The organism is Intrasporangium sp. Soil_C_50, assembly GCF_057656595.1.
In genome coordinates, this window is sequence record NZ_JBDGKB010000001.1 from 1,401,714 (window position 1) to 1,424,221 (window position 22,508).

Genomic DNA, 22,508 nt, shown 5'->3' on the forward strand with positions numbered 1-22,508 from the left:
CTTCGGTTCGGGTGGGTCGGCGGTCAGTCCGCCGCGGCCTCGGTGCGCTCGGGCCGCGCGAGCGACCACTCCGCGCCCGAGGGCGTGTCGGTGATGGTGATGCCGGCGGCCACGAGCGCGTCGCGGATCTCGTCGGCGCGGGCGAAGTCGCGCTCCTGGCGGGCGTGCTGGCGTGCGTCGAGCTGGACGCGGACGAGGACCTCGAGCGCGGACTCGGCCGCGGCGTCGCTGCCGCGATGGGTGCCGCCCCAGTGGGGGGCGAGCGGGTTGACACCGAGCACGTCGGCCATGGCGACGACCGATGCGGCGGCAGCGAGCGCGGCCTCGTCGTCGGCGTCGTCGAGGGCCGTGTTGCCGGCGCGCACGGTGTCGTGGACGACGGCGAGCGCCCCGGACACCCCGAGGTCGTCGTCCATCGAGGCGACGAACTCGGCCGGCAGCGTCGAGCCGGCGGCAGCCGCCAGGACGTCGCCACGGCGCGCGGCCCGCTCGAGGAAGCCCTCGATGCGCTCGACCGCTGCGGCCGCCTCCTCGAGCGAGCCCGGGTGGTACTCGATCGTCGAGCGGTAGTGCGCGGCCGTCAGGAAGTAGCGCAGCACGAGCGGACGCGTCGTCTCGAGCAGGTGGCGCACCTCGAGGGCGTTGCCGAGCGACTTGCCCATCTTCTGGCCCTTGACCGTGACCCACGCGTTGTGGAGCCAGTACCGGGCGAAGCCGAGGCCGGCGGCGCGCGACTGCGCGAGCTCGTTCTCGTGGTGCGGGAAGCGCAGGTCGATGCCACCGCCGTGGATGTCGAACTCCTCGCCGAGCCAGCGCCGCGCCATGGCCGAGCACTCGAGGTGCCAGCCGGGTCGGCCCGCGCCGAACGGCGTCGGCCACGAGGCGGTCTCGGGCTCCTGGGCCTTGCGGCCCTTCCACAGCGCGAAGTCGCGGGGGTCGCGCTTGCCCCGCGGGTCGGCGTCCTCGGCCGCGACCATGTCGTCGATCGACTGGTTGGACAGCGACCCGTACTCGGGCCAGGAGCGCACGTCGAAGTACACGTCGCCGGAGCCGTCCGGCGCCGGGTAGGCGTGGCCCTTCTCGACGAGGGTCTCCATGAGCGACACCATGTCGGGCACGTGGCCGGTGGCTCGCGGCTCGTAGGACGCGGGCTCGACGCCGAGCGCGTCGAGAGCGAGGGTCGTCAGCCGCTCGTTGCGGTAGCTGAGCGCGAACCAGTCCTCGCCGGAGTCGGCGGCCTTGCGCAGCACCTTGTCGTCGATGTCGGTGACGTTGCGCACGAGGGTGACCTCGTAGCCGTGGCCGGTCTCGAGCCAGCGGCGAAGCACGTCGAACGCGACGGCGAAGCGGATGTGCCCGATGTGCGGGGCGCCCTGGGTCGTGAGCCCACAGATGTACATGCCGACCTTGCCGGCCTCGCGCGGCGTGAAGTCGCGCAGCTCCCGGGTGGCGGTGTCGAACAGTCGTAGGCTCACCCGCCGCAGTCTATCGGCGCACGAGCACCCCTCCGGACGCGCCGACGAGCGCCCACCCCCGATCGAGAGAGCACTCCGTCACGCCCATCCCGATCGAGAGAGCACTCCGTCACGCCCACCCCCAATCGAGAGAGCACTCCGTCATCGACGGAGTGCTCTCTCGATTGCGGGAGGGTGGCTGTGGCCGAGCGGGCAGTCTGTGGCCGAGCGGGCCGTCAGTGACCGCGGGCGACCCAGGCGTCGAGGTCGGGCGCCTCGGTGCCGACGCGCGTCGCGTCGCCGTGACCGGTCAGCACGACGGTGTCCTCCGGCAGTCCGAGGACGCGCTCGCGGAGCGACTCGATGATCGTCGGGAAGTCGGAGAACGAGCGGCCCGTCGCACCCGGGCCGCCCCGGAAGAGGGTGTCGCCGGAGAAGAGGACGCCGAGGGCGGGCACGTGGAAGCAGCAGGCGCCCGGCGCGTGGCCCGGCGTGTGCAGCACGTGCACCTCGACGTCGCCGACCCGCACGACGTCGCCGTCGGCCAGCCCACGCGTCGGGGCGAGGTCGGGGTGGGTGCGGTCCCAGAGGACGCGGTCGGCCGGGTGCAGCGCCACCTCCGTGCCCGGACGCGCCGCGAGCAGGCCCGGAACGGCCGAGACGTGGTCGTCGTGCGCGTGGGTCAGCAGCACCGCGACGATCCGCCGGTCGCCGACGAGGTCGAGCACGGGACCGGCGTCGTGCGGCGCGTCGACGACGACGCACTCGTGGTCGTCGCCCAGCACCCAGACGTTGTTCTCGACGTCCCACGTGCCGCCGTCGAGGCTGAACGTGCCCGACGTGGTCGTGTGCTCGACGCGGACGCCGCCGGGCGAGGTGGGCAGCTCGGGAAGGGCCGTCACAGGACCACGACCGAACGCAGCACGTCGCCACCGTGCATCTTCTCGAACGCCGCCTCGACGTCCCCGATGCCGATGCGCTCGGTCACGAACGCGTCGAGGTCGAACCGCCCCTGCTTGTAGAGGTCGACGAGCATCGGGAAGTCCCGGCTGGGCAGGCAGTCGCCGTACCAGCTCGACTTCAGCGCGCCGCCCCGGCCAAAGACGTCGATGAGCGGCAGCGTCAGCTTCAGGTCAGGCGTCGGCACCCCGACGAGCACGACGGTGCCGGCGAGGTCGCGGGCGTAGAACGCCTGCTCGTAGGTCTCGGGACGGCCGACCGCCTCGACGACGACGTCGGCGCCGTTGCCGCCGGTCAGCTCGCGGATCGCCTCGACCGGGTCGGTCTCGCGGCTGTTGACCGTGTGGGTCGCGCCGAAGTGCTTGGCCTTCTCGAGCTTGCGGTTGTCGACGTCGACGGCGATGACCGTCGTGGCACCCGCGATGCTCGCGCCCGCGATCGCGGCATCGCCCACGCCGCCGCAGCCGATGACCGCCACCGAGTCGCCGCGCCCGACGCCGCCGGTGTTGACGGCCGCACCGAACCCGGCCATGACGCCACAGCCGAGCAGGCCGACCGCCGCCGCGTCGGCGTCGGGAACCTTGGTGCACTGGCCGGCAGCCACGAGCGTCTTCTCGGCGAACGCACCGATGCCGAGCGCCGGCGTCAGCTCGGTGCCGTCGGTGAGGGTCATCCGCTGCGTCGCGTTGTGGGTGGCGAAGCAGTACCACGGCCGGCCCTTGGCACAGGCGCGGCACTGGCCGCACACCGCGCGCCAGTTGAGGATGACGAAGTCGCCGGGTGCGACGTCGGTGACGCCCTCACCGACCGCCTCGACGACGCCGGCGGCCTCGTGCCCGAGCAGGAACGGGAACTCGTCGTTGATGCCGCCCTCGCGGTAGTGCAGGTCGGTGTGGCAGACCCCGCAGGCCTGGACGGCCACGACGGCCTCGCCGGGCCCGGGGTCGGGCACGACGATGTCGACGAGCTCGACGTCGGCGCCCTTGCTCCGGGCGATGACACCCTTGACGGTCTGCGGCACGGTGATGCTCCTTCGCATGGCGGGGTCGGGGACGTTCGCCACCGATCCTGCCAAACGGGCCGCGGCCGCAGCCGGGCGGTCCGTCAGCGGTCGCCGGTGGGGTTCCAGTCGTCCGCGTGCCTCGCCCGACCGTTGACCGGGGTCGACGCGTCGTCGGTGCGGTCGTCGCCGTCGATGCGGTTGGTGTCCTCGCCGATGCGGTTGCCGTCGTCGTCGGTGCGCACGTCGGGGTCGTGGAGGTCTGCCTCACGCAGCCGGGCGTCCCGCTCCTGGCGCACCTCCGCAAGGCCGCCTGAGCGCTCGCGGGCCTCGGTCTCGAGACGTTCGGCCTCGAGGCGCTGCTTCTCGGCCTCCACCTGGGCCAGCTGCGCCCGCGCCTGTGCCTCGCTCGCGCCGACCTCGCGCTCGCGCAGCAGGCGGTCGTGCGTGGCCGCCTCCTGACGCATCTGCTCGGCCCGCTCCCGCTGCACGCGCTCCCGGCTGCCACGGGACCGCGACAGCACGAGGGCGACGACCACGGCCACGACCACCACGGCGATGACGATCCAGATGATGGTGCTGGTCTGCATGAGGTCCTCCTCGGTCAGCCCCCGAGGCGGCTGCGCGCCGCTCCTGACCTCGTCCTACCCCCGTCGGGGCCGGCCAACCGATTCACCCATCCGACCTCGACGTCGCGACCTGGCTCCGGTCCGGCGACCTGTCGGGCGAGCGGGGACGGAGCGGCGGACCCAACCCGGTCCGGCCGTCAGGAGCGCTCGACGACGAGGGCGGTGGCCACGGCGGCGACGCCCTCGCCACGGCCGGTGAGTCCCAGGCCGTCGGTCGTCGTGCCACTCACCGCCACGGGCGCACCGGCGGCCGTCGACAGCGCCGCCTCGGCCTCGGCCCGACGCGTACCGATCGTGGGCCGGTTGCCGACGACCTGCACCGCGACGTTGCCGATCTCGAACCCGGCCTCGCGCACGAGCCGGGCCGCCTCGGCGAGGAGCGCGACCCCCGACGCGCCGGCGAGCTCGGGCCGCGACGTGCCGAAGTGCGCCCCGAGGTCACCGATGCCGGCGGCCGAGAAGAGTGCGTCGCAGGCGGCGTGCGCTGCGACGTCGGCGTCGGAGTGCCCGTCGAGGCCGCGCTCGCCCGGCCAGTGCAGCCCGGCCACCCGCAGCTCGCGCTCGGACCCCTCGGGTGCGAGCGCATGGACGTCGACGCCGATGCCGACGCGGGGCAGCGGGGCGCTCACGCGCCGTCCTTCCAGTCGATGGGACCGCGGTGCACCTTGTGCGGCGCGGCCTGGGCCACCGGCTTGACGACCATGGTGTCGATGTTGACGTGCTGGGGCAGCCCGACGACGAAGGCGATGCACCGGGCGACGTCGTCGGCCACGAGCGGCCGGTCGACGCCCTCGTAGACCTTGTCGGCTGCGGTCCGGTCGCCGCCGAGGCGCGTCAGCGAGAACTCCTCGGTGTGCACCATGCCGGGGCGGATGTCGACGACGCGGATGTTCTCGCCGTTGAGCTCGAGGCGCAGCGTCTCGGACACGACGGACGTGCCGTGCTTGGCCGCGACGTAGCCGCCGCCGCCCTCGTAGACGCGCTCGCCGGCGATCGAGGACACGTCGACGACCGTCGCGCGCGCCGAGCGCCGCAGCAGGGGCAGCACCGCCTGGGTGACCCGCATCGTGCCGACGACGTTCGTCGCGTACATCCGCTCCCACTCCGCCGGGTCGCCGTCCTCGACGCGGCTGACCCCGAGGGCCCCACCGGCGTTGTTGACGACGACGTCGCAGCGCCCGAGGGTCGCGACGCCGGCCTCGACGCTCGCGTCGTCGGTGACGTCCATGACGAGCGCGCGGGCCGCTCCGCCGATCTGTGCCACGACGGCGTCGAGCTTCTCCACGCGACGGCCGGCCACGACGACGTCGAAGCCGTCATCGGCGAGGCGCCGGGCGGTGGCGGCGCCGATGCCGGTGCCTCCGCCGGTGATGAGGGCGAGGGGGCGGGTCTGGTCAGCCGGCTGCTCGGTCACGCGACCGAGGATAGGCAACTCCCCGCTTCGATGTGTTCCGCGGTCACCCGGGACCGCGGAAGACATCGAGCCGGGGGTCGTCAGGGGGTGAGCAGGCGGGTGGCTGCCTCGAGGTCGTCGGGCGTCGTCACCTTGAGGGCGAGGCGGTCGCCCTCGACGACGAGGACCGGCTCGCCGAGGCGCTCGACGAGGCCGGCGTCGTCGGTGGCCTCGCTCGAGACGGCGTGGGCCCGCGCGAGGACGTCGCGACGGAAGCCCTGCGGGGTCTGTACGGCCCGCAGCGCTGCCCGGTCGGGTGTGGCGACCACCCGACCCGAGGCGTCGACCTGCTTGACGGTGTCGACGACCAGGGTGCCGGGCACGACGGCGACCGCCCCGGCCTCGACGGCCGCGACGACACGCGCGAAGACCGCCGGCGGCGTCAGGCAGCGGGCGGCGTCGTGGACGAGGACGACGTCGACGGACGCGTCGAGCGCGGCCAGTCCCGCGGCCACCGAGTCGCCGCGCTCGGCTCCCCCGGCCACCACCGCGAGGTCCGGCGCGGCCGACGCGTGCTCGGCGGCGGCGAGGCGACAGACCTCCCGCGCCTCCTGCACCCACTCGGCCGGCGCGACGACGACGACCTGGTGCAGGTCCGGGCACGACAAGGCCCCCCGCAGGGCGTACCCCAGGAGGGGACGCCCGGCGAGGGGCACGAACGCCTTCGGGACACCGGCCCCGAGACGCGAACCGGAGCCGGCCGCGACGACGATGACGCCGACGCGACCGGCTCCGGTGCTGCCGTTCAGGATGAGGCTCGCCGTCAGGAGGCGAGGACCTCGTCGAGGATCGACTCAGCCTTGTCCTCGTCGGTCTTCTCCGCGAGCGCGAGCTCGGAGACGAGGATCTGACGGGCCTTGGCGAGCATCCGCTTCTCGCCGGCCGAGAGGCCCCGGTCCTGGTCGCGACGCCAGAGGTCGCGCACGACCTCAGCCACCTTGATGACGTCGCCCGAGGCGAGCTTCTCGAGGTTCGCCTTGTAGCGGCGGGACCAGTTGGTGGGTTCCTCGGTGTGCGGGGTGCGCAGGACCTCGAAGACCCGGTCCAGCCCCTCCTGGCCGACGACGTCGCGGACGCCGACGAGGTCGCAGTTCTCTGCGGGCACCTCGATCGTGAGGTCGCCCTGGGCGACCTTGAGCTTCAGGTAGAGCTTGTCCTCTCCCTTGATCGTGCGTGTGTTGATCTCCTCGATCAGTGCCGCCCCGTGGTGGGGGTACACGACCGTCTCGCCGACCTTGAAAACCATGTGCTGTTTTCCCCTTTCGCGACCCCCAGATTATCACGGCGCGGCGCACATCGCGATCTCAGGATCTGGCATCTGCGCAGGTCAGAGCCACAGTTGGTCACTCATCCGCCACCGCTGACGTCTTGACAGAACCGCTGTCCACATGCATCGCGCGAGCGCTTACATGACATCGGTCAGTCCCGCACCACCGGCTTGCGGCCGCTCCGGGCCTGCGCCGCAACGCCGCCGGGTCGCGGGCGGACGCGGGTCCTGACGCGACGCACGAGCGGCCGCCGGTAGGCTGTCGCCCGTGAAGCGTCGATTCCTCGTGCAGACCCCCGTGCGTCGCCGTGTCTCGGCGCTCGCCGCCGGCGTCGCCCTCGCCGCCGTGACGGCCGGGTGCCAGGTCAACTCCCCGCAGCAGACCCAGGTCGCGTACGTGCCGGCCGACGGCGTCCCCGCCGACGTGGGGCAGCTCGCCGTCCGCAACCTCGTCCTCGTCGGTGAGGGCAACGGCCCGGCCGTCGTCACCGGTTCGGCCATCAACCTCGGCACCGACCAGATGACGGTCAAGTTCCAGCCGCAGGCCGCCCAGGGCGCCGCGACCGCACCGTCCGGCTCCGAGGTGTCCCTCGGCCCGCGCGAGCAGGTCGACCTCGCGTCCAAGGGGCTCCAGATCTCCGGTGTCACGGCCAAGCCCGGCACGCTCGTGCCGGTCACGATCACCTCGAGCACCGGCGGCACGACGGTCGCCGAGGTGCCGGTGCTGCCGCCCACCCTGTACTACTCGACGGCCACCCCGGCTCCCACCGGCGGCGCCTGAGCGTCACCCACGTCGACACGGCGACGGCCGCCCCGCTGATGCGCGGCGGCCGTCGCCGTTCGCGTTCGGGCGGGCCCGACGGCACCGCGGGCCGGTCGGGTCAGCTCGCCTCGAACTTGTAGCCCAGGCCGCGCACCGTGACGATGTGCACCGGCGTGGCCGGGTCGGGTTCGATCTTGGCCCGCAGCCGCTTGACGTGGACGTCGAGGGTCTTGGTGTCGCCCACGTAGTCGCTGCCCCAGACGCGGTCGATGAGCTGCATGCGGGTCAGCACGCGCCCGGAGTTGCGCAGCAGCATCTCGAGCAGCTCGAACTCCTTGAGCGGCAACGACGCCGTCTCGCCGCGGACGCTGACGGTGTGGCGCTCGACGTCCATGCGCACCGGGCCTGCCTCGAGCGTCGAGGGCAGCAGGTCCTCGGGCTCGGTGAGGCGGCGCAGCACGGCCTTGACGCGGGCGAGCAGCTCGCGGCTCGAGTAGGGCTTGGTGACGTAGTCGTCGGCGCCGAGCTCGAGGCCGACGACCTTGTCGATCTCGCTGTCCTTGGCGGTGAGCATGATGACCGGCACGGACGAGCGCTGGCGCAGCGCCCGGCACACGTCGACCCCTGACAGGCCGGGGAGCATGAGGTCGAGCAGCACGAGATCGGCGCCGTTCTTGTCGAACTCGGCCAGGCCGTCGGGGCCGGTCTCGGCCACGGCGACGTCGTACCCCTCCTTCTTCAACAGGTAGGAGAGCGGGTCGGAGAACGAGACCTCGTCCTCGACGATCAGGATGCGGCTCAAGGGGTCCTCTTCGGGATCGGGCGGCTCAGGCGACGGTGTGGGAGGGGTGCTCGGTCGAGCGGGAGGGAGTCGAGCGGGAGGGTTCAGGGGCCGGCGACGCCGGCGCGACCGGCGTCGCGACATCGGCCAAGGACGCGTCGGGCACGGACGCGTCGGGCACGGACGCGTCGGGCACGGACGCGTCGGGAGTGAGGTGGGCGAAAGCGTCGGTCGTGGTGTCGGTCGGGACCGACCGGACCGGGGCGACGGCGGCGGGCAGCTCGATCGTGAAGGTCGAGCCGCGGCCGGGCTCGGACCACACCCGTACGTGGCCGCCGTGGTTGTCGGCGACGTGCTTGACGATCGCGAGCCCGAGGCCGGTGCCGCCGGTGGCCCGCGACCGTGCGGTGTCGACGCGGTAGAACCGCTCGAAGATCCGCGCCTGCTCCTCCGGGGCGATGCCGAGGCCCTGGTCGGTGACCGACACGTCGACGAGCCCGGCCGGCGTGCGGCGCACCGTGACGCTCACCCGGGTGTCGCGGTCGGAGTAGGCGATGGCGTTGCCGACGAGGTTGCTGATCGCGGTCGTGACGAGCTCGGCGTCGCCCCACACCTCGCAGCCCGGCTCGATGGAGCGGGCCAGGGTGATCCCGTGCTCCTCGGCGAGGAGCCGGCTGCGCTCGACGGCGTCGTCGGCGCACGCCCCGACGTCGGTCAGCAGGGGCTCCTTGATGACGTCGGCGCCCTGCAGGCGCGAGAGCTCGACGATCTCCTTGACGAGGCGCGTCAGGCGCGTCGACTCGACGCCGATGCGGGTGGCGAACCGGGCCACGGCCTCCGGGTCGTCGTGCGCGTCGCGGATCGCCTCGGCGAGCAGGGCGATGCCCCCGACGGGCGTCTTGAGCTCATGGCTGACGTTGGCGAGGAAGTCGCGGCGGATCTCGTCGACGCGCGCGGCCTGGGTGCGGTCCTCGACGAGGAGGAGCACGTGGTTGGCGCCGAGCGGCGCGACCCGCGCCGACACGACGATGCGGCCCTCGCCGATCCCCTTGCGCAGCGCGAGCTCGGCCTCGCGGATGACGCCGTCGCGACGCACCGCCCGGGCGAGGTCGAGCAGCTCGGTGTGCACGACCTCGTGACCGCGGACGAGACCGTGGGCCACGGCGGCCGGCGAGTTGTTGACGACCCGGTCGGACGCGTCGAGCAGGATGCCGCTCGAGCGCAGCACGGCGATGACGTCGGCGACCCCGGGCGGCAGCGTCGGCTCGGGCACCAGGACCTCCTCCGCGGCGGTCGACCGGTCGGACAGGCGCACGGCGACCATCGCCACCCCGCCGAGGGCGAGGCCGGCGATGCCACCGAGCGTTGCCGCGGTCGTCGGGTCCACGACACCAAGCGTACGCACGGCCGACGCGCGCCCCGGACACGCGGACGGCCCGCACGCAGGCGCACAACCGACTGTTCACCTTGGCGAACCCACCCGTTCACGCAGCGGTGCCACCCTCTGCGGGACAGGGTCGTGTCGGCCGTGTGTCGAGCGCCGCGCAGTGGCAGGCTGGGACGTGTCCGCAGCACCCCCGTGCCGGCGCGCACCCGCACCACGAGCCGGACGTCCCGGTGCCCACACCGGGACGGCGACGGCCCCAGAACGGCTAGCGACAGGAAGAGCATGCGCGACCAGTTCCACGAGGACCTCGACACCATCACGGACCAGCTCGTCGAGCTGACCCGGCTGGCCGGGTCCGCCATCTCCCGCGCGACGACCGCCCTCCTCGACGCGGACGTCCACCTCGCCGAGTCGGTCATCGAGGCCGACCGCAAGCTCGACGACATCCGCATCGAGCTCGACGAGCGGTCCATCGACCTCCTCGCGCGGCAGCAGCCCGTGGCGACGGACCTGCGCATCGTCGTCACGGCGATGCACATGAGCTCGGACCTCGAGCGCATGGGCGACCTCGCCCGGCACGTCGCCAAGGTGGCCCGGCTGCGCACGCCCGACTCGGCCGTGCCGCCCGAGCTGCGCGCCCACATCCTGCAGATGGGCCAGGTCGCCGAGTCGATCGTGGCCAAGTGCGGCTCGATCATCGCGAGCAAGGACGTCGCCGCGGCCATCGCCCTCGACAAGGACGACGACGCCATGGACGAGCTGCACCGGCAGCTCTTCGCGGCGCTGCTCGACGAGAACACGTCGTGGTCGCGCAGCTCGATCCTCGACCTGACGCTCGTCGGCCGCTACTACGAGCGCTTCGCCGACCACGCGGTCTCGGTGGCCCGACGCGTCATCTACCTCGTCACGGGCGAGTACGACTCGGAGGTCAGCTACGACCACGAGGACGCCGAGGACGCCGACGTGCTCGAGTCGATCGAGCACGACGCCCCCGCCTGACGCGTCCATTCCCCCTCACGCTTCACCGTCGAGAGGCCACATGTGGTCGCCTCGTGACCGTCGAAAGGCCACTTCTCGCGGCGAGAAGTGGCCTTTCGACGGTCGCCGGGCAGCCATTGTTGGCCTCTCGACGGTTCAGCGGTTGGAGAAAGGTCAGCGGCCCTGGTTGGCGACCGCGGCGGCAGCCTCGGCGGCGGCCTCGGGGTCGAGGTAGCGACCGCCACGGGTCACCGGCCGGAAGTCGTCGTCGAGCTCGTAGACGAGCGGCATGCCGGTGGGGATGTTGAGCCCGGCGATGTCCTCGTCGGAGACGTCGTCGAGGGTCTTGACGAGGGCCCGCAGCGAGTTGCCGTGCGCCGCGACCATGACGGTGAGGCCGTCGGCGAGGTCGGTCTGGATCTCGTTCTCCCAGTAGGGCAGCATCCGGGCGACGACGTCCTTGAGGCACTCGGTGGCCGGCATCGCCTCGCCGAGGCCGGCGTAGCGGGCGTCGTGGGTCTGGGCGAACTCGTCCTCGGGGTCGATCGCCGGCGGCGGCACGTCGTAGGAGCGGCGCCACAGCATGAACTGCTCCTCGCCGAACTGCTCGAGCGTCTGCTTCTTGTTCTTGCCCTGGAGTGCGCCGTAGTGCCGCTCGTTGAGGCGCCAGTCGCGCTTGACCGGGATCCAGTGGCGGTCGGCCGCGTCGAGGGCGAGGTTGGCCGTCGTGATGGCCCGGCGCAGCACCGAGGTGTGCACGATGTCGGGCAGGATGCCGGCCTCCTTGAGCTGCTGTCCGGCGCGCACGCCCTCGGCGCGGCCCTGGTCGGTGAGGTCGACGTCGACCCAGCCGGTGAAGAGGTTCTTGGCGTTCCAGTCGCTTTCGCCGTGGCGGACGAGGACGAGCGTGTAGGTCATGCGCGCCAGCCTAGCGACGCCCGATCAGGCCTCCGAGGCGTCGTCCAGCAGGTGACGGAACGCCTCGAGGTTGCGGGTCGACTCCCCCCGCGACACCCGCCAGGCCCACTCCTTCTTCATCGACCCGAGGAAGCCGAGGGCGAGCAGCTCGTTGAAGGCGTCGTCGCTGGCAGCGAGGACGACGCCGAAGAGCTGGTCGAGGTGCTCGGCGTCGAGGGCCGCGGTCGGCACCTCGCCGCGCAGGTAGACGTCGCCGTCGGTGTCGATGGCGTACGCGATGCCCTGCAGGCGCAGGTTCTTGCGCAGCAGGGCCCGGTAGAAGGCCTCGTGGTTCTCGTCGGGGTTGCGGATGACGAAGGCGCTGACGCTCGTGGTGCGGTCGCGCACGAGCAGCGACACGACGGTCTTGAGCTTCTTCTCCCCCGGCAGCGTGACGACGTACTCGCCCTCCCGCCCGCCGAGCTCCCACTCGAGGTCGACGGAGTCGAGGTAGCCGCGGAGCCCGGCCTCGGCGTCGGCGCGGACGCCCTCGGCCGGTGCGGTCACGGGATCACCGCGGTCGGGACTCCGGCCAGGCTCTCGCCCTCGTCGATGGGTGTTTCCGGCGCGTCGCTGCGGGCTCGCATGGCCCGACGGTACGCGTCGAGGAGGCGGTCGGTCGTCGCGGGCCACCCGAACCCGGCGGCGTGGCGCACGGCGCGACGCCCCAGCTCGGCACGGAGCGCGTCGTGCAGCAGCAGGGCATCGAGCGCGTCGGCCCACTCCTCCGTGCCGTGGCCGGGGACGAGGACGCCGGCGTCGCCGACGGCGGTGGGCAGGCCGCCGACGTCGGCCGCCACGACCGGCGTGCCGCACGCCTGGGCCTCGAGGGCGACCAGGCCGAACGACTCGGAGTGGCTGGGGACGGCGACGACGTCGGCGGCGCGGTACCAGCGCGCGAGGTCGGGACGCGCCACCGGCCGGACGAACCGCACGACGTCGGCGACGCCGAGGGCGGCGGCGAGCTCCTCGAGGTCACGGGGCCGGGCGAGGCCCGAGCCGCTCGGGCCACCGAGCACGGCGACCGTGAGGCGCTCGCGGCGCGTCGGGTCGCGGCGCACGATCTCGGCGGCCGCGCGCACGAGGACGTCGGGGGCCTTGAGCGGCTGGATCCGCCCGACGAAGAGCAGCAGGTGCCCGTCCACGGGCAGTCCGAGGTCGCGGCGCGCCTGCGACCGGTCGCCGGGGGTGAAGGTCTCGAGGTCGACGCCCGGGGGGACGACCGACACCTTGCCCGGGTCGGCGTCGTAGAGCTGGACGAGCTCGCGGGCCTCGTCGTCGGTGTTGGCCACGAGCCGGTCGGCGGCCTCGACGACCTGGACCTCGCCGATCTCGCGGCCGCGCGGCTCCGGGGTGTCGCCCTCGGCCAGGTGGAGGTTCTTGACCCGGGCCATCGTGTGCATCGTGTGGACGAGGGCGACGCGCCACCGGTCCGCGGCGAGCCAGCCGACCTGGCCGGAGAGCCAGTAGTGGCTGTGGACGAGGTCGTAGTGGTCCTCGGGCACGGACAGCCCGGCGTGCATGATGCCGGCCGAGAAGGCGCACAGCTGGCCGGGCAGGTCCTCCTTGGACAGCCCCTCGTACGGCCCGGCCGTGACGTGCCGGACGCGGACGCCGGGCACCAGGTCGGCCTCGACGGGGATGTCGCCGGTGGTGCGTCGGGTGAAGATGTCGACCTCGACGCCGCGCGCGGCGAGCTGGCGGGCCGTCTCGGCGACGTACACGTTGAGGCCGCCGGCATCGCCCGTCCCGGGCTGCTCCAGCGGTGAGGTGTGCACGCTGATCATCGCGACCCGCCTCGGATCGGCCACCATCGGCATCCCTTCGTCCGCTGTCCGTGCTGCTACCTGCTCTCCCCGACTCAACCACGACCCCGATTCGATGTATTCCACGGTCATCGAGGACCGTGGAATACATCGAACCGAGGGCAAGGAGGGTGTCCGCGTAGGCTGCGGGCGTGGCCGGCCGCGCTCGCCCCGTCGGGACCATCACCCGGGGCACGACGAACCCGAACCGGCTCAGGCGTTGCGACCGGTGGATCGCCGGCCCGCAGGCCTGGCGCCTGCGACGCAGCCCCGGCCCCCCGGTCGTCGTCGACCTCGGCTACGGGGCCTCGCCGATCACCGCCGTCGAGCTGCACGACCGGCTCCGCCGGGTACGCCCCGACGTCCAGGTCGTCGGTATCGAGATCGACCCCGCCCGGGTCGCGGCCGGGCGCCCGCTCGAGCGCGACGGCCTGACCTTCCGCCTCGGCGGCTTCGAGGTGCCCCTGGACGGCGGCGACCGGCCGACCGTCGTGCGCGCCTTCAACGTGCTGCGCCAGTACGCCGAGGACGACGTGGCCGACGCGTGGGCACGGGTGCAGCAGCGCCTGGCGCCGGACGGCCTGCTCGTCGACGGCACGTGCGACGAGATCGGGCGCCGCGCCACGTGGGTCGCCGTCGACGGGTCCGGTCCGGTCAGCCTCACCGTGTCGGTCCGGATTGGCGGGCTCGACCGGCCGTCCGACGTCGCCGAGCGCCTGCCCAAGGCCCTGATCCATCGCAACGTGCCGGGCGAGCGGGTGCACGACTTCCTCGCCGACCTCGATCTCGCCTGGGCCCGCAGCGCACCGCAGTCCTCGTGGGGCGCCCGGCAGCGGTTCCTCGCCATGGCGGCCGAGGTGCGCGAGCGGTGGCCGCTGCTCGACGGGCCGTCGCGGTGGCGCCTGGGCGAGCTGACCGTGGCGTGGGAGGCCGTCGCCCCACGGTGAGCGGCCGAAGTCGCCCGAACCCGACCAAATCTCGCGGGGGCCGAGTCCGCCGCCGTCGTGGGGCCCGGGCGTAGCATGAGCGACATGTCGCAGGGCGGCATGGCTGCGTGGGGGCGGGGTCGTGGAGTGAGCTTCTACGCACTCGACAACGAGGGTGTCACAGCCGTGGCGAGGTACGTCGCAGACGGTTGGGACCATGACGAGTGCGTCGTCTCGATCTGCACGCCAGGCCTGAGGCGACGCGTGGAGGGCGCGCTCGCCAGACTGGGCTGCGATCCCGGCGGCGAGGAGGCTGCGCGCCGCTACTGGCCGCGCGACCCCGAGGCGTCGATCGCCGGGTTCGTCATCGACGGACGCTTCGACGTCGACGCCTTCTGGGGCAAGGCCCGCGCGCTCGTCGGGCCGCAGGTCTCGGGCGGCCGACGCGTGCGCGTCTTCAGCGAGACGCTCTCGCTGCTGTGGCAGCGCGGGCTCGTCGAGCCCGCGGTCGAGCTCGAGCTGCACTGGGCCGAGGCCATGGAGGTCTACGACTTCCAGCTCGTGTGCGCCTACCCCGGCCGGATCGCCGACCACGCCGAGCTCGTCGACGTCGCCCGCATCACGGCTCTGCACGTCGACCTGCACGTGGACAAGGGCACCCGGACGCACGCGCCCGACGACCCCGCCGTGTCCCGGCTGACGCCGCGGCTGGGGCTGACGCACGCGTACTCGCAGGTGTACCAGCCGCTGCCGGAGTCGGTCCCGGCCGCGCGCCACTTCGTCCTCGACGTGCTCCGGTCGTGGGGGCACGACGGCCTGACCGCCGACGCGGCCCTCATCGTGTCCGAGCTGGCCACCAACGCCCTCGCCCACGCCGTGACGCCGTTCCGGGCGCTCGTGGAGCGACGCGACGGCGGCGTGCGCATCGGTGTCGAGGACGCGACCGAGGCCCCGCTCGAGCGTCGCGAGCGCTCGACGGACGCCGTCGACGGTCGCGGCGTCGAGATCGTCGAGGCACTGTCGGACACGTGGGGCGCACAGGTCCTGCCCGGCGGGAAGGTCGTCTGGGCCGACCTCGACCTGCCGGGCTGAGCGCCATCAGGACGGGCCGGACGCACGCGTGCCGCCGGACCCTGGGCCCGGCGGCACGTTGAGCGAGTGACCTGTCGTGCTCAGCGCGCGTAGTCGTCCTCGATGCGCTCGATGTCCTGCTCGTCGAAGTGTCCGAAGCCGACCTCGAGCAGGCGTCCCGGCCGGTCGCCGGAGTTGCCCATGCGGTGCAGGGCCCCGCGCGGGACCCAGACGGTCTCGCCGGGGCCGGCCGTCCACTCCCGTTCATCGACGGTGACGTCGATCGGCACGTCGAGGACCTGCCACATCTCGCCACGGTGGTCGTGGCGCTGGAGCGAGAGCCGGTGCCCGGGCTGCACGGTGATGATCTTCACCGTGACCTGCTCGTTGGACACGAACTGCTGGAACCGGCCCCACGGGCGGTCCGCGACGAAGATGTCGGTCGTGGGGTCGCGGTCTCCGAGGTCGTAGTCGTCGGGCGTGTGGACGGGGTCGGACTCGTGCTCGTGGTCGTCGAGCACGACGTCGCCGACATGAGTCGGCCGTTGCTGGGTCATCTGTCCCCCATCGTTTGGTGAGTGCCCAGTGTGCCCTACGTCCATGCCTTCCCCGGCCAGGACCGAGAGATCACCAGGGGCGGTCGGACCGCCCGCCGAGGCCGCGCACCTGGCGCAGGGCCGGACGGACGTCGGCGAGGTACACCGCCGCACCGACGAACCCGAGCAGGCCGAACAGGCTGAGGGGGTTGAGGACCGTCACGAAGCCGAGCGCCAGCGCGACACCGAGCAGGACGAGCCAGAACGTGCGGGTGCGCTTGCCCGCGGCGACGTAGGCGCCCTCCGGGTGCCGGAGCGCGTCGACGAAGGCCCAGATCTCGCAGCCGAGCGCGACGACGCCGAGGACGAGCTGGACGACGCTCTGGAACCCGTAGTAGAGCTGCATAGGGGAAGCGTAACCCGACCCCGTGTGCACGGACGCGTCCAGCGCCCTCCCAGCGGGCGCCCAGCGGAGGTGCCCGACGCGTCGGGGACGGCGTCCCTGCTCCGGCATGCCGGCTCAGGAGTCGACGACGAGGGTCACGGGCCCGTCGTTGACGAGCGAGACCTGCATCATCGCCCCGAACCGCCCCTCGGCCACCTCGACACCACGGGCGCGCAGGGCGGCCACGACGTCGTCGACGAGCGGCTCGGCCACCGGCCCGGGAGCCGCTGCACCCCACGACGGGCGCCGACCCTTGCGCGTGTCGGCGTAGAGCGTGAACTGGCTGACGACGAGCACCGGTGCGCCGACGTCGAGGACACTCTGCTCGTCGCGCAGGATCCGCAGCTCGGCGATCTTGCGGGCCAGGCGGTCGACCTGCTCGGGGCCGTCCCCGTGGGTGACGCCGACGAGGGCGAGCAGCCCGGGACGGTCGATGGCGCCGACGACCTCGCCGTCGACCTCGACGCGTGCGCTGGTGACGCGCTGGAGGACCGCACGCACGTGGTCGTCCTCCGGCTCAGATGCCGACGGCGACGACCGAGCCGACCGGCTGGCCGTGTCCGAGCACGGGCTGGTGCTCGAGGGCGGCGAGCGTGTCCTCGGCGTCGACGCCGATGCGGCGCAGCACCGCCGCGAGCACCACCGGCCGCGCCCGCGAGGACCCGTCGGCGACCTTGACCGCGATGCCGCGACCGTCGGGGAGGCCGACGGCGTAGACCGCCTCGGCGCCGTCCTTGGCCACGAGGCCGTCGACGCCGCGGATCAGCGTCGTCACGTCGCGGTGGCTGCCGCCGAGGTACTCGGGGTAGGCGCGGATCGCGGTGGCGATGCGGGCCTCGGGACCGTCGGTGGCCGCGGCGAGGCGCCCGAAGGCCACGGCGAGCGCCGACAGCGGGATGGCGTGGATCGGGGCGCCGCAGCCGTCGACGGCCACCGCGCTCGGTTCGGCGCCGGACAGCTCACGCACGGTGTCGGCCACGGCGACCTGGAGCGGGTGGGCCGGGTCGCGGTAGGTCGCGAGGTCCCAGCCGTTGGTCACGCACGTCGCGAGCATGGACGCGTGCTTGCCCGAGCAGTTCTGCACGATCGACTGCTTGGGCAGGCCGTTCGCGATCCACGCGATGCGGGCCGCCTCGTCGTAGGGGTAGTCGGGGGTGTTCTGCAGATCGGTCTCGGTGAGGCCGGCGCCGGCGAGGATCTCGCGGGCGGCCTCGACGTGGAAGTCCTCGCCGGAGTGGCTCGAGCAGGCGAGCGCGAGGTGCAGGTCGTCGGTCTGCAGACCCGAGCGGAGCATGGCGAGCGCCTGCAGCGGCTTGCTCGAGCTGCGCGGGAACACCGGGCCGGACGCGTCGCCCACCTCGAGCTCGACCGAGCCGTCGGGCGCGGTGACGACGACGGTGCCGTGGTGGACCGACTCGACGAAGCCGGCGCGCACGACGTGCGCGACGACGGGGGCGTCGGCCAGGGCGGTCGACACTGGCCCTGCGGCGGAGCCGGCGGCGGGGGCGGACGGGGTCTGCGTGTGGTCGGACACGACCCGCAGTATGCCGGAGGCGCCTACGCGCGCGACGAGGGCCGCCACCGGATCGGTGACGGCCCTCGTGCGCAGGGGTGCGGCGTGGGTCAGGACTGGGTGGTCGTGGCCTTCTTCGCGGCGCTCTTGGCCGTGGCGGCCTTCTTCGCCGTCGACTTCTTGACCGCGGTCTTCTTGGTCGCGGTCTTGCGCGCGGCCGTCTTCGTGGAGCCGGCCGTCGTGTCGGCCTGGTTCGCGGGGGCGGACGAGCGGGCTGCGACCTTGTGGGTCGTCGTCGACTCGACGGCGTCGGCCTTGCGCGTGGCCGCAGACTTCTTCGCGGCCGCGGAGCGGATGGCCTTCTCGTGCTCGGCGGTGCGCGTGGCCGGGACCGGCGCGGCTGCCTTCTCCACGGCGGCGGCCGACTTCTCGACCTGCGAGGTCACGGTCGCGGCGTCGTCGGACACGGCGCCGAGGACACTCTGGGCGACCTTCTCACCCTCTGCGGTCGCGGTGCTCGCGACGCGGCGGCCACGGGCGATGACGGCGTTGCCCTTCTCGACGGCGTCGAAGGCGGCGCGCTGGCCCTGGGCACGGGCGTCGGTGACGACCTTCTCGCCGCGGGCGGCGGCAGCGTCGTACTGGTCCTTGGCGTTGCTCGCGAGGACGAGGCCCTGGTTGAGCACGTGGGCCGGCAGCTCCTGGGCCTGGGCGACGAAGCGGTCCGCGTACGTGGCGGCGATCCGCTGGAGGTCGGCCGTGCGGGCCTGGAGGTCGACGATGCGCTTCTGGAGATCCTTCTGCAGCTGGTCGGCCTCCTTGCGGGCACCCTTGCGCAGGTCGGCGGTCTTGGCCTGCTTGCGTGCCGCGTCGAGCTGCTCGCCGGCCGTGCGGACCGTGGCGATGGCGAGGTTGGCCGCGCCGACGACGGCGTAGAAAGGCGTCGGGTCGACGGTGATGTCGGGGATGCGGCCGTCGAACTGCCCACGGACCTCGGCCACGGCGGCCTCGGCCTGCTTCTGGGCGTCCTTGACGGTCTTGGTGATCTTCTTGGTCAGGGCCATCTCACTTCTCCTTCTCGGTGACGTCAGGGGTCGCGGCGGCGGTGCCGGCGAACGACAGGTAGATCTCGGCGAGCACGCCTCGCTGGCGGTCGGTGAGGACCGGGTCGGCGGCGATCGCGGTGAGCACGTCCGGGGCGGTGGCCGGATCGTCGCCGACCCGCTCGTCGAGGATTCCCGCTCTGACGTAGAGCGACTCGGCCGACACCTGCAGCCCCTTGGCGATCTGCTGGAGGATCTCGGCGCTCGGGCGCTTGAGGCCTCGCTCGATCTGGGACAGGTAGGGGTTGGAGACCCCGGCCATCTCGGCGAGCTGGCGCAGCGACAGCTGGGCGTTCTCGCGCTGTTCGCGCAGGTACGCCCCGAGGTCGGGTAGCGGAAGCTTGCTCACCCCTCCATTGTGCTAACTGCAGCAAGCAAAATGCAAACCCCAGACAGCGTGAGCCCGCCCACACTCGGCCTGGGATGTCGTGCAGGTCAGCGCGTGCGGCGGTCCTTGATGCCGAGGGCGGCCCGAGCCTCGACGGTCGACATGGGCGGACGCTGCATGAGCGTCGCGAGCTCGGCTGCGCGAGAGACGAGCTCACTGTTGTGCTCGACCGGCCGGCCCTTGGCGAACATGAGGTTGTCCTCCATGCCGACCCGCAGGTGACCTCCTGCCGACAGCGCTGCGGCGACGATCGGCAGGTGCGCCCTGCCGATACCGGTGGCCGACCAGCTCGTCACCTCCTCGGGCAGCATCGCGACCCCGGCGAGGAGGGCCTGCGGCGTGCCCGGCATCGACCCGGGCACACCGGTGACGAAGTCGACGTGGACCTGGCCGCCGTAGGGCAGCCCGCACTCGTCGATGAGGCGGCGCAGCGCGTGCACGTGACCCAGCTCGAAGAGCTCGAACTCCGGCACGACCTCGCGCTCCTGCGCCTGGCGGTAGAGGTCGACCATGAAGCCCCACGGGTTGAGGAAGACGCCGTCGCCGAAGTTCGTCGTGCCGCACGTCAGCGAGCACGAGTCGGGGTCGGCGTCGAGGACCGTGAGGCGCTGCTCGAGAGGGTCGGTGACGGCGCCGCCGGTCGAGAGCTGCACGACGAGGTCGGTGGCCTCACGCACGGCGTCGACCGCCTCCTTGAGCAGCACCCGGTCGAGCGTCGGCTGGTGGTCACGGTCACGCACGTGGATGTGGATGAGCGCAGCGCCGGCCCGTTCGCACGCGACCGCCGTCTCGACGAGCTCCTCCGGTGTCGTCGGCAGGGCCGGGACGTCCGCCTTGGATGTCTCGGCGCCGGTGGGCGCGACGGTGATCAGGGTGCTCGCGGCGCTGCGTGCAGGACTCATGGCGTCATCCTGCCAGCGCCCACCGCGCCGGACGGTCCCGACGCGTCAGGGGCGGCGACGCGTCAGGGAACGGACGCGTCAGGGGGCGACGATGACGGTCTGCGCCGCCGACAGCCCGTCGACGAGCAGCTCGAGGGTGGGGTCGGTGTTGCGCTTGACGATCGCGAGCGCGATGGGCCCGTCGACGTGATGGCGCCCGACGGAGGTGAGGTGGCCGACGACGCGGTCGCCCGCGAGCACCTCGCTCCCCTGCGCCGGCAGGGTGTGGCCCGAGCCGTCGAGGTGCAGGAACACGAGGCGACGCGGCGGGCGGCCGAGGTTGTGGACGCGGGCGACGGTCTCCTGCCCGCGGTAGCAGCCCTTGTGCAGGTGCACGGCGGTGCGGAGCCAGTCGACCTCGTGGACGATCGTGCGGTGGTCGGTCTCGAGGCCGAGCCGGGGGCGCCAGGCGGCGACGCGCAGCGCCTCGGCCGCCCATAGGCCTGCGAGCGGCCGATCACCCACTGCTGCAACGAGATCCGAACGCGGCACGATGACCTCGCGCCAGGAGCGCTCCGTGCCGGGGTGACCCTCCGTCGGGCCGTACGCCGTCGTGTCGCCGACGAGGTCGGGCCACGGGTCGCGCCACGCGATCGGCTCGCCCTCGACCGACTCGGACGCGTGCGGCTCGCCGAGAACCGCCCAGTCGTCGGTGACGAGCGCGACCTCGACCCGGAGCATGAACCGCATCTTGTCGAGCCACTCGGCGAGCGCCGCGCCGGCCCCGGGCTCGGTGGTGACCCACGTCGTCGCGCCGTCGTCGACGAGGTGCAGGGAGTGCTCGACGTGGCCCTTCGGCGTCAGCACGAGCGCCTCGCGGGACTGCCGGGGCTCGAGGCCGAGCAGGTGCTGGGTGGTCAACGAGTGCAGCCAGCTGAGCCGGTCGGGGCCGGTGACGGTGATGACGTCGCGGTGGGAGAGGTCGACGACGGCCAAGCCCTCCTCGAGGAGGCGCTGCTCGCGCATCGGGTCGCCGTAGTGCACGGCCACCCCGGCCTCGAGCCCCTCCCCCGCGACGGCGCGGGGCGCGTCGAGGAGTGGGCTGCGGTGGACCGTGCGGGCGGGGGCTGCGGGCACGTCGACGTCACTCATGTCGGTGGAACGAGCGGCGAGCGGGCTGCATTCCACGGGCGCCGTCACTCGACGCGCTTGAGCTGGGCCGAGACGTGGCTCTGCATCTCCTGGCCGACGGCCGCCATGTCCATGACCCACATGAGCTGGGACTCGACGAGGCCGTAGAGGCGCGTGGCGGCGTTGTAGTCCTTGGCGCCCGGCGAGCGAAGCACGCCGTCGGTGCGCAGCTCGATCTTGGCCGGCTGCATGTTCCCGTAGTAGAGCTCGAGGATGCCGGTCGGGTGGGCGAGCAGCAGCTCGACCTCGCCGTTGTCCATCGGACGCCAGAATCCGGACTCGACGGCGGCCGGGCGGACCTTGGAGCCGTTCTCGGAGTCGAGGATCCAGGCCTTGCTCTCCCACTTGAGGAAGCCACGGCCGTCGTGGGTCACCTCGATCTCCTGGCCGAAGTGCGCCGACTCGATCGTCGGGTAGCCGACGACCCCGGCGCCCTCCCAGCGTCCGATGAGCCACGCGAGGGGTCGCAACGGCTCCGGGATGTCCTGGTCGAGGTTGAACATGCCCGGAATCGTAGCCTGACCCCATGGACACCCCCGCCCGCTCGCTCGTCGTCAAGGTCACCTCCGGCGTCGAGGCGCCCGAACGGCTGTCGCAGGCGTTCACCGTCGCGGCCACGGCGGTGGCCAGCGGCGTCTCCGTGTCGGTGTGGCTCACCGGGGAGGCGTCGTGGATGGCCGTGCCCGGGCGGGCCGAGGCGTTCGCGCTGCCCCACGCCGCGCCGGTCGTCGACCTGCGGGAGGCCGTTCTGGCCGGAGGTCGCCTCACGGTGTGCACGCAGTGTGCGGCACGGCGCGACCTCACCGAGGACCAGCTCGTCGAGGGCGTGGTCATCCGCGGGGCCGCGGCGTTCGTCGAGGAGGTCATGGCGCCGGGCGCGCAGGCCCTCGTCTACTGAAGGCGTCCCGGGGCCGATCGTGGCCTCTCGACGGTTGGGAGCCAGCCGATCGTGGCCTCTCGACGGTTGGGAGCCAGCCGATCGTGGCCTCTCGACGGTTGGGAGCCAGCCGATCGTGGCCT

27 protein-coding genes are annotated in these 22,508 nt (G+C 72.9%); 5 read left to right on the forward strand and 22 right to left on the reverse strand.

Annotated elements, in window-relative coordinates; translation table 11 throughout:
- Positions 1-23 precede the first annotated feature (23 nt).
- The 8 genes from cysS to AC3A5R_RS06640 all read right to left on the reverse strand — a co-directional run bounded on the left by cysS (position 24) and on the right by AC3A5R_RS06640 (position 6,742).
- A complete protein-coding gene (gene cysS / locus AC3A5R_RS06605; protein ID WP_487619931.1) occupies positions 24-1,475 on the reverse strand; it encodes a cysteine--tRNA ligase in 1,452 nt (483 codons plus the stop codon).
- Between the two features lie 215 nt (positions 1,476-1,690).
- Complete coding sequence (locus tag AC3A5R_RS06610) at positions 1,691-2,356, reverse strand: MBL fold metallo-hydrolase (RefSeq protein ID WP_487619932.1); 666 nt, start codon at positions 2,354-2,356, stop codon at positions 1,691-1,693.
- Positions 2,353-3,435 (reverse strand): S-(hydroxymethyl)mycothiol dehydrogenase, encoded by a 1,083-nt coding sequence (locus tag AC3A5R_RS06615; protein WP_487619933.1) that lies wholly within the window; start codon positions 3,433-3,435, stop codon positions 2,353-2,355. The genes AC3A5R_RS06610 and AC3A5R_RS06615 overlap by 4 nt, the downstream gene beginning before the upstream one ends.
- An 83-nt stretch (positions 3,436-3,518) precedes the next feature.
- Complete coding sequence (locus tag AC3A5R_RS06620) at positions 3,519-4,004, reverse strand: hypothetical protein (protein ID WP_487619934.1); 486 nt, start codon at positions 4,002-4,004, stop codon at positions 3,519-3,521.
- A 176-nt stretch (positions 4,005-4,180) separates the two neighbouring features.
- Positions 4,181-4,672 (reverse strand): 2-C-methyl-D-erythritol 2,4-cyclodiphosphate synthase, encoded by a 492-nt coding sequence (gene ispF, locus AC3A5R_RS06625; protein WP_487619935.1) that lies wholly within the window; start codon positions 4,670-4,672, stop codon positions 4,181-4,183.
- Positions 4,669-5,457 carry an SDR family oxidoreductase gene (locus AC3A5R_RS06630; RefSeq protein WP_487619936.1) on the reverse strand — a complete coding sequence of 263 codons (789 nt, stop codon included), beginning with the start codon at positions 5,455-5,457 and terminating at the stop codon, positions 4,669-4,671. The genes ispF and AC3A5R_RS06630 overlap by 4 nt, the downstream gene beginning before the upstream one ends.
- Positions 5,458-5,537: 80 nt before the next feature.
- On the reverse strand, positions 5,538-6,209 hold the full coding sequence (ispD, locus tag AC3A5R_RS06635; RefSeq protein WP_487620127.1) for a 2-C-methyl-D-erythritol 4-phosphate cytidylyltransferase: 672 nt from the start codon (positions 6,207-6,209) through the stop codon (positions 5,538-5,540).
- A gap of 50 nt (positions 6,210-6,259) precedes the next feature.
- Positions 6,260-6,742 (reverse strand): CarD family transcriptional regulator, encoded by a 483-nt coding sequence (locus AC3A5R_RS06640; RefSeq protein ID WP_076261794.1) that lies wholly within the window; start codon positions 6,740-6,742, stop codon positions 6,260-6,262.
- Positions 6,743-7,031: 289 nt separating this feature from the next.
- Here AC3A5R_RS06640 and AC3A5R_RS06645 point away from each other — a divergent pair, with 289 nt between their 5' ends.
- Positions 7,032-7,544 (forward strand): hypothetical protein, encoded by a 513-nt coding sequence (locus AC3A5R_RS06645; protein ID WP_487619937.1) that lies wholly within the window; start codon positions 7,032-7,034, stop codon positions 7,542-7,544.
- Between the two features lie 100 nt (positions 7,545-7,644).
- Here the strand turns inward: AC3A5R_RS06645 and AC3A5R_RS06650 are convergent, their stop codons facing one another.
- Positions 7,645-8,328, reverse strand: coding sequence for a response regulator transcription factor (locus AC3A5R_RS06650; RefSeq protein ID WP_487619938.1), 684 nt, complete (start codon positions 8,326-8,328; stop codon positions 7,645-7,647).
- A 25-nt stretch (positions 8,329-8,353) separates the two neighbouring features.
- Positions 8,354-9,694 carry a sensor histidine kinase gene (locus tag AC3A5R_RS06655; protein ID WP_487619939.1) on the reverse strand — a complete coding sequence of 447 codons (1,341 nt, stop codon included), beginning with the start codon at positions 9,692-9,694 and terminating at the stop codon, positions 8,354-8,356.
- Between the two features lie 282 nt (positions 9,695-9,976).
- Between AC3A5R_RS06655 and phoU the strand changes: the two genes are divergently transcribed.
- On the forward strand, positions 9,977-10,693 hold the full coding sequence (phoU, locus tag AC3A5R_RS06660; RefSeq protein ID WP_487619940.1) for a phosphate signaling complex protein PhoU: 717 nt from the start codon (positions 9,977-9,979) through the stop codon (positions 10,691-10,693).
- Between the two features lie 153 nt (positions 10,694-10,846).
- On the opposite strand, the gene AC3A5R_RS06665 is transcribed toward phoU, so the two are convergent.
- Genes AC3A5R_RS06665 through mshA form a run of 3 tightly spaced genes read right to left on the reverse strand, consistent with a single transcriptional unit; the run spans position 10,847 to position 13,416 of the window.
- A complete protein-coding gene (locus AC3A5R_RS06665; protein WP_487619941.1) occupies positions 10,847-11,590 on the reverse strand; it encodes a phosphoglyceromutase in 744 nt (247 codons plus the stop codon).
- A 24-nt stretch (positions 11,591-11,614) separates the two neighbouring features.
- Entirely contained in the window at positions 11,615-12,136 is a 522-nt protein-coding gene (locus AC3A5R_RS06670; protein WP_487619942.1) for a type III secretion system chaperone family protein, read from the reverse strand.
- Positions 12,133-13,416 (reverse strand): D-inositol-3-phosphate glycosyltransferase, encoded by a 1,284-nt coding sequence (gene mshA / locus AC3A5R_RS06675; protein WP_487619943.1) that lies wholly within the window; start codon positions 13,414-13,416, stop codon positions 12,133-12,135. Before mshA ends, AC3A5R_RS06670 begins: the two co-directional genes overlap by 4 nt.
- Before the next feature lie 170 nt (positions 13,417-13,586).
- Here mshA and AC3A5R_RS06680 point away from each other — a divergent pair, with 170 nt between their 5' ends.
- Complete coding sequence (locus AC3A5R_RS06680; RefSeq protein WP_487619944.1) at positions 13,587-14,381, forward strand: class I SAM-dependent methyltransferase; 795 nt, start codon at positions 13,587-13,589, stop codon at positions 14,379-14,381.
- A 126-nt stretch (positions 14,382-14,507) separates the two neighbouring features.
- On the forward strand, positions 14,508-15,452 hold the full coding sequence (locus AC3A5R_RS06685; RefSeq protein ID WP_487619945.1) for an MEDS domain-containing protein: 945 nt from the start codon (positions 14,508-14,510) through the stop codon (positions 15,450-15,452).
- An 80-nt stretch (positions 15,453-15,532) separates the two neighbouring features.
- On the opposite strand, the gene AC3A5R_RS06690 is transcribed toward AC3A5R_RS06685, so the two are convergent.
- The 9 genes from AC3A5R_RS06690 to AC3A5R_RS06730 all read right to left on the reverse strand — a co-directional run bounded on the left by AC3A5R_RS06690 (position 15,533) and on the right by AC3A5R_RS06730 (position 21,991).
- Positions 15,533-15,988, reverse strand: a complete 456-nt coding sequence (locus AC3A5R_RS06690; RefSeq protein ID WP_487619946.1) for a phosphomannose isomerase type II C-terminal cupin domain — start codon at positions 15,986-15,988, stop codon at positions 15,533-15,535.
- 70 nt (positions 15,989-16,058) lie between these two features.
- A complete protein-coding gene (locus AC3A5R_RS06695; RefSeq protein WP_487619947.1) occupies positions 16,059-16,373 on the reverse strand; it encodes a DUF2516 family protein in 315 nt (104 codons plus the stop codon).
- A 114-nt stretch (positions 16,374-16,487) separates the two neighbouring features.
- Positions 16,488-16,913 carry a D-aminoacyl-tRNA deacylase gene (gene dtd / locus AC3A5R_RS06700; protein ID WP_487619948.1) on the reverse strand — a complete coding sequence of 142 codons (426 nt, stop codon included), beginning with the start codon at positions 16,911-16,913 and terminating at the stop codon, positions 16,488-16,490.
- A 16-nt stretch (positions 16,914-16,929) separates the two neighbouring features.
- On the reverse strand, positions 16,930-17,946 hold the full coding sequence (locus tag AC3A5R_RS06705) for an asparaginase (RefSeq protein ID WP_487619949.1): 1,017 nt from the start codon (positions 17,944-17,946) through the stop codon (positions 16,930-16,932).
- Between the two features lie 89 nt (positions 17,947-18,035).
- Positions 18,036-18,989: a hypothetical protein gene (locus AC3A5R_RS06710; RefSeq protein WP_487619950.1), complete on the reverse strand. Its 954-nt coding sequence runs from the start codon at positions 18,987-18,989 to the stop codon at positions 18,036-18,038.
- A 1-nt stretch (position 18,990) separates the two neighbouring features.
- A complete protein-coding gene (locus AC3A5R_RS06715) occupies positions 18,991-19,377 on the reverse strand; it encodes a helix-turn-helix domain-containing protein (protein WP_487619951.1) in 387 nt (128 codons plus the stop codon).
- Positions 19,378-19,463: 86 nt separating this feature from the next.
- The gene (locus AC3A5R_RS06720; RefSeq protein WP_487619952.1) at positions 19,464-20,318 is read right to left on the reverse strand and encodes a beta-keto acid cleavage family enzyme; all 855 of its coding nucleotides are present in this window, start codon (positions 20,316-20,318) and stop codon (positions 19,464-19,466) included.
- Between the two features lie 78 nt (positions 20,319-20,396).
- Positions 20,397-21,449, reverse strand: coding sequence for a CAF17-like 4Fe-4S cluster assembly/insertion protein YgfZ (ygfZ, locus tag AC3A5R_RS06725; protein WP_487619953.1), 1,053 nt, complete (start codon positions 21,447-21,449; stop codon positions 20,397-20,399).
- Positions 21,450-21,493: 44 nt separating this feature from the next.
- Positions 21,494-21,991, reverse strand: coding sequence for a heme-binding beta-barrel domain-containing protein (locus AC3A5R_RS06730; RefSeq protein WP_487619954.1), 498 nt, complete (start codon positions 21,989-21,991; stop codon positions 21,494-21,496).
- A gap of 23 nt (positions 21,992-22,014) precedes the next feature.
- Between AC3A5R_RS06730 and AC3A5R_RS06735 the strand changes: the two genes are divergently transcribed.
- Positions 22,015-22,386, forward strand: a complete 372-nt coding sequence (locus AC3A5R_RS06735; RefSeq protein WP_487619955.1) for a DsrE family protein — start codon at positions 22,015-22,017, stop codon at positions 22,384-22,386.
- Positions 22,387-22,508 lie beyond the last annotated feature (122 nt).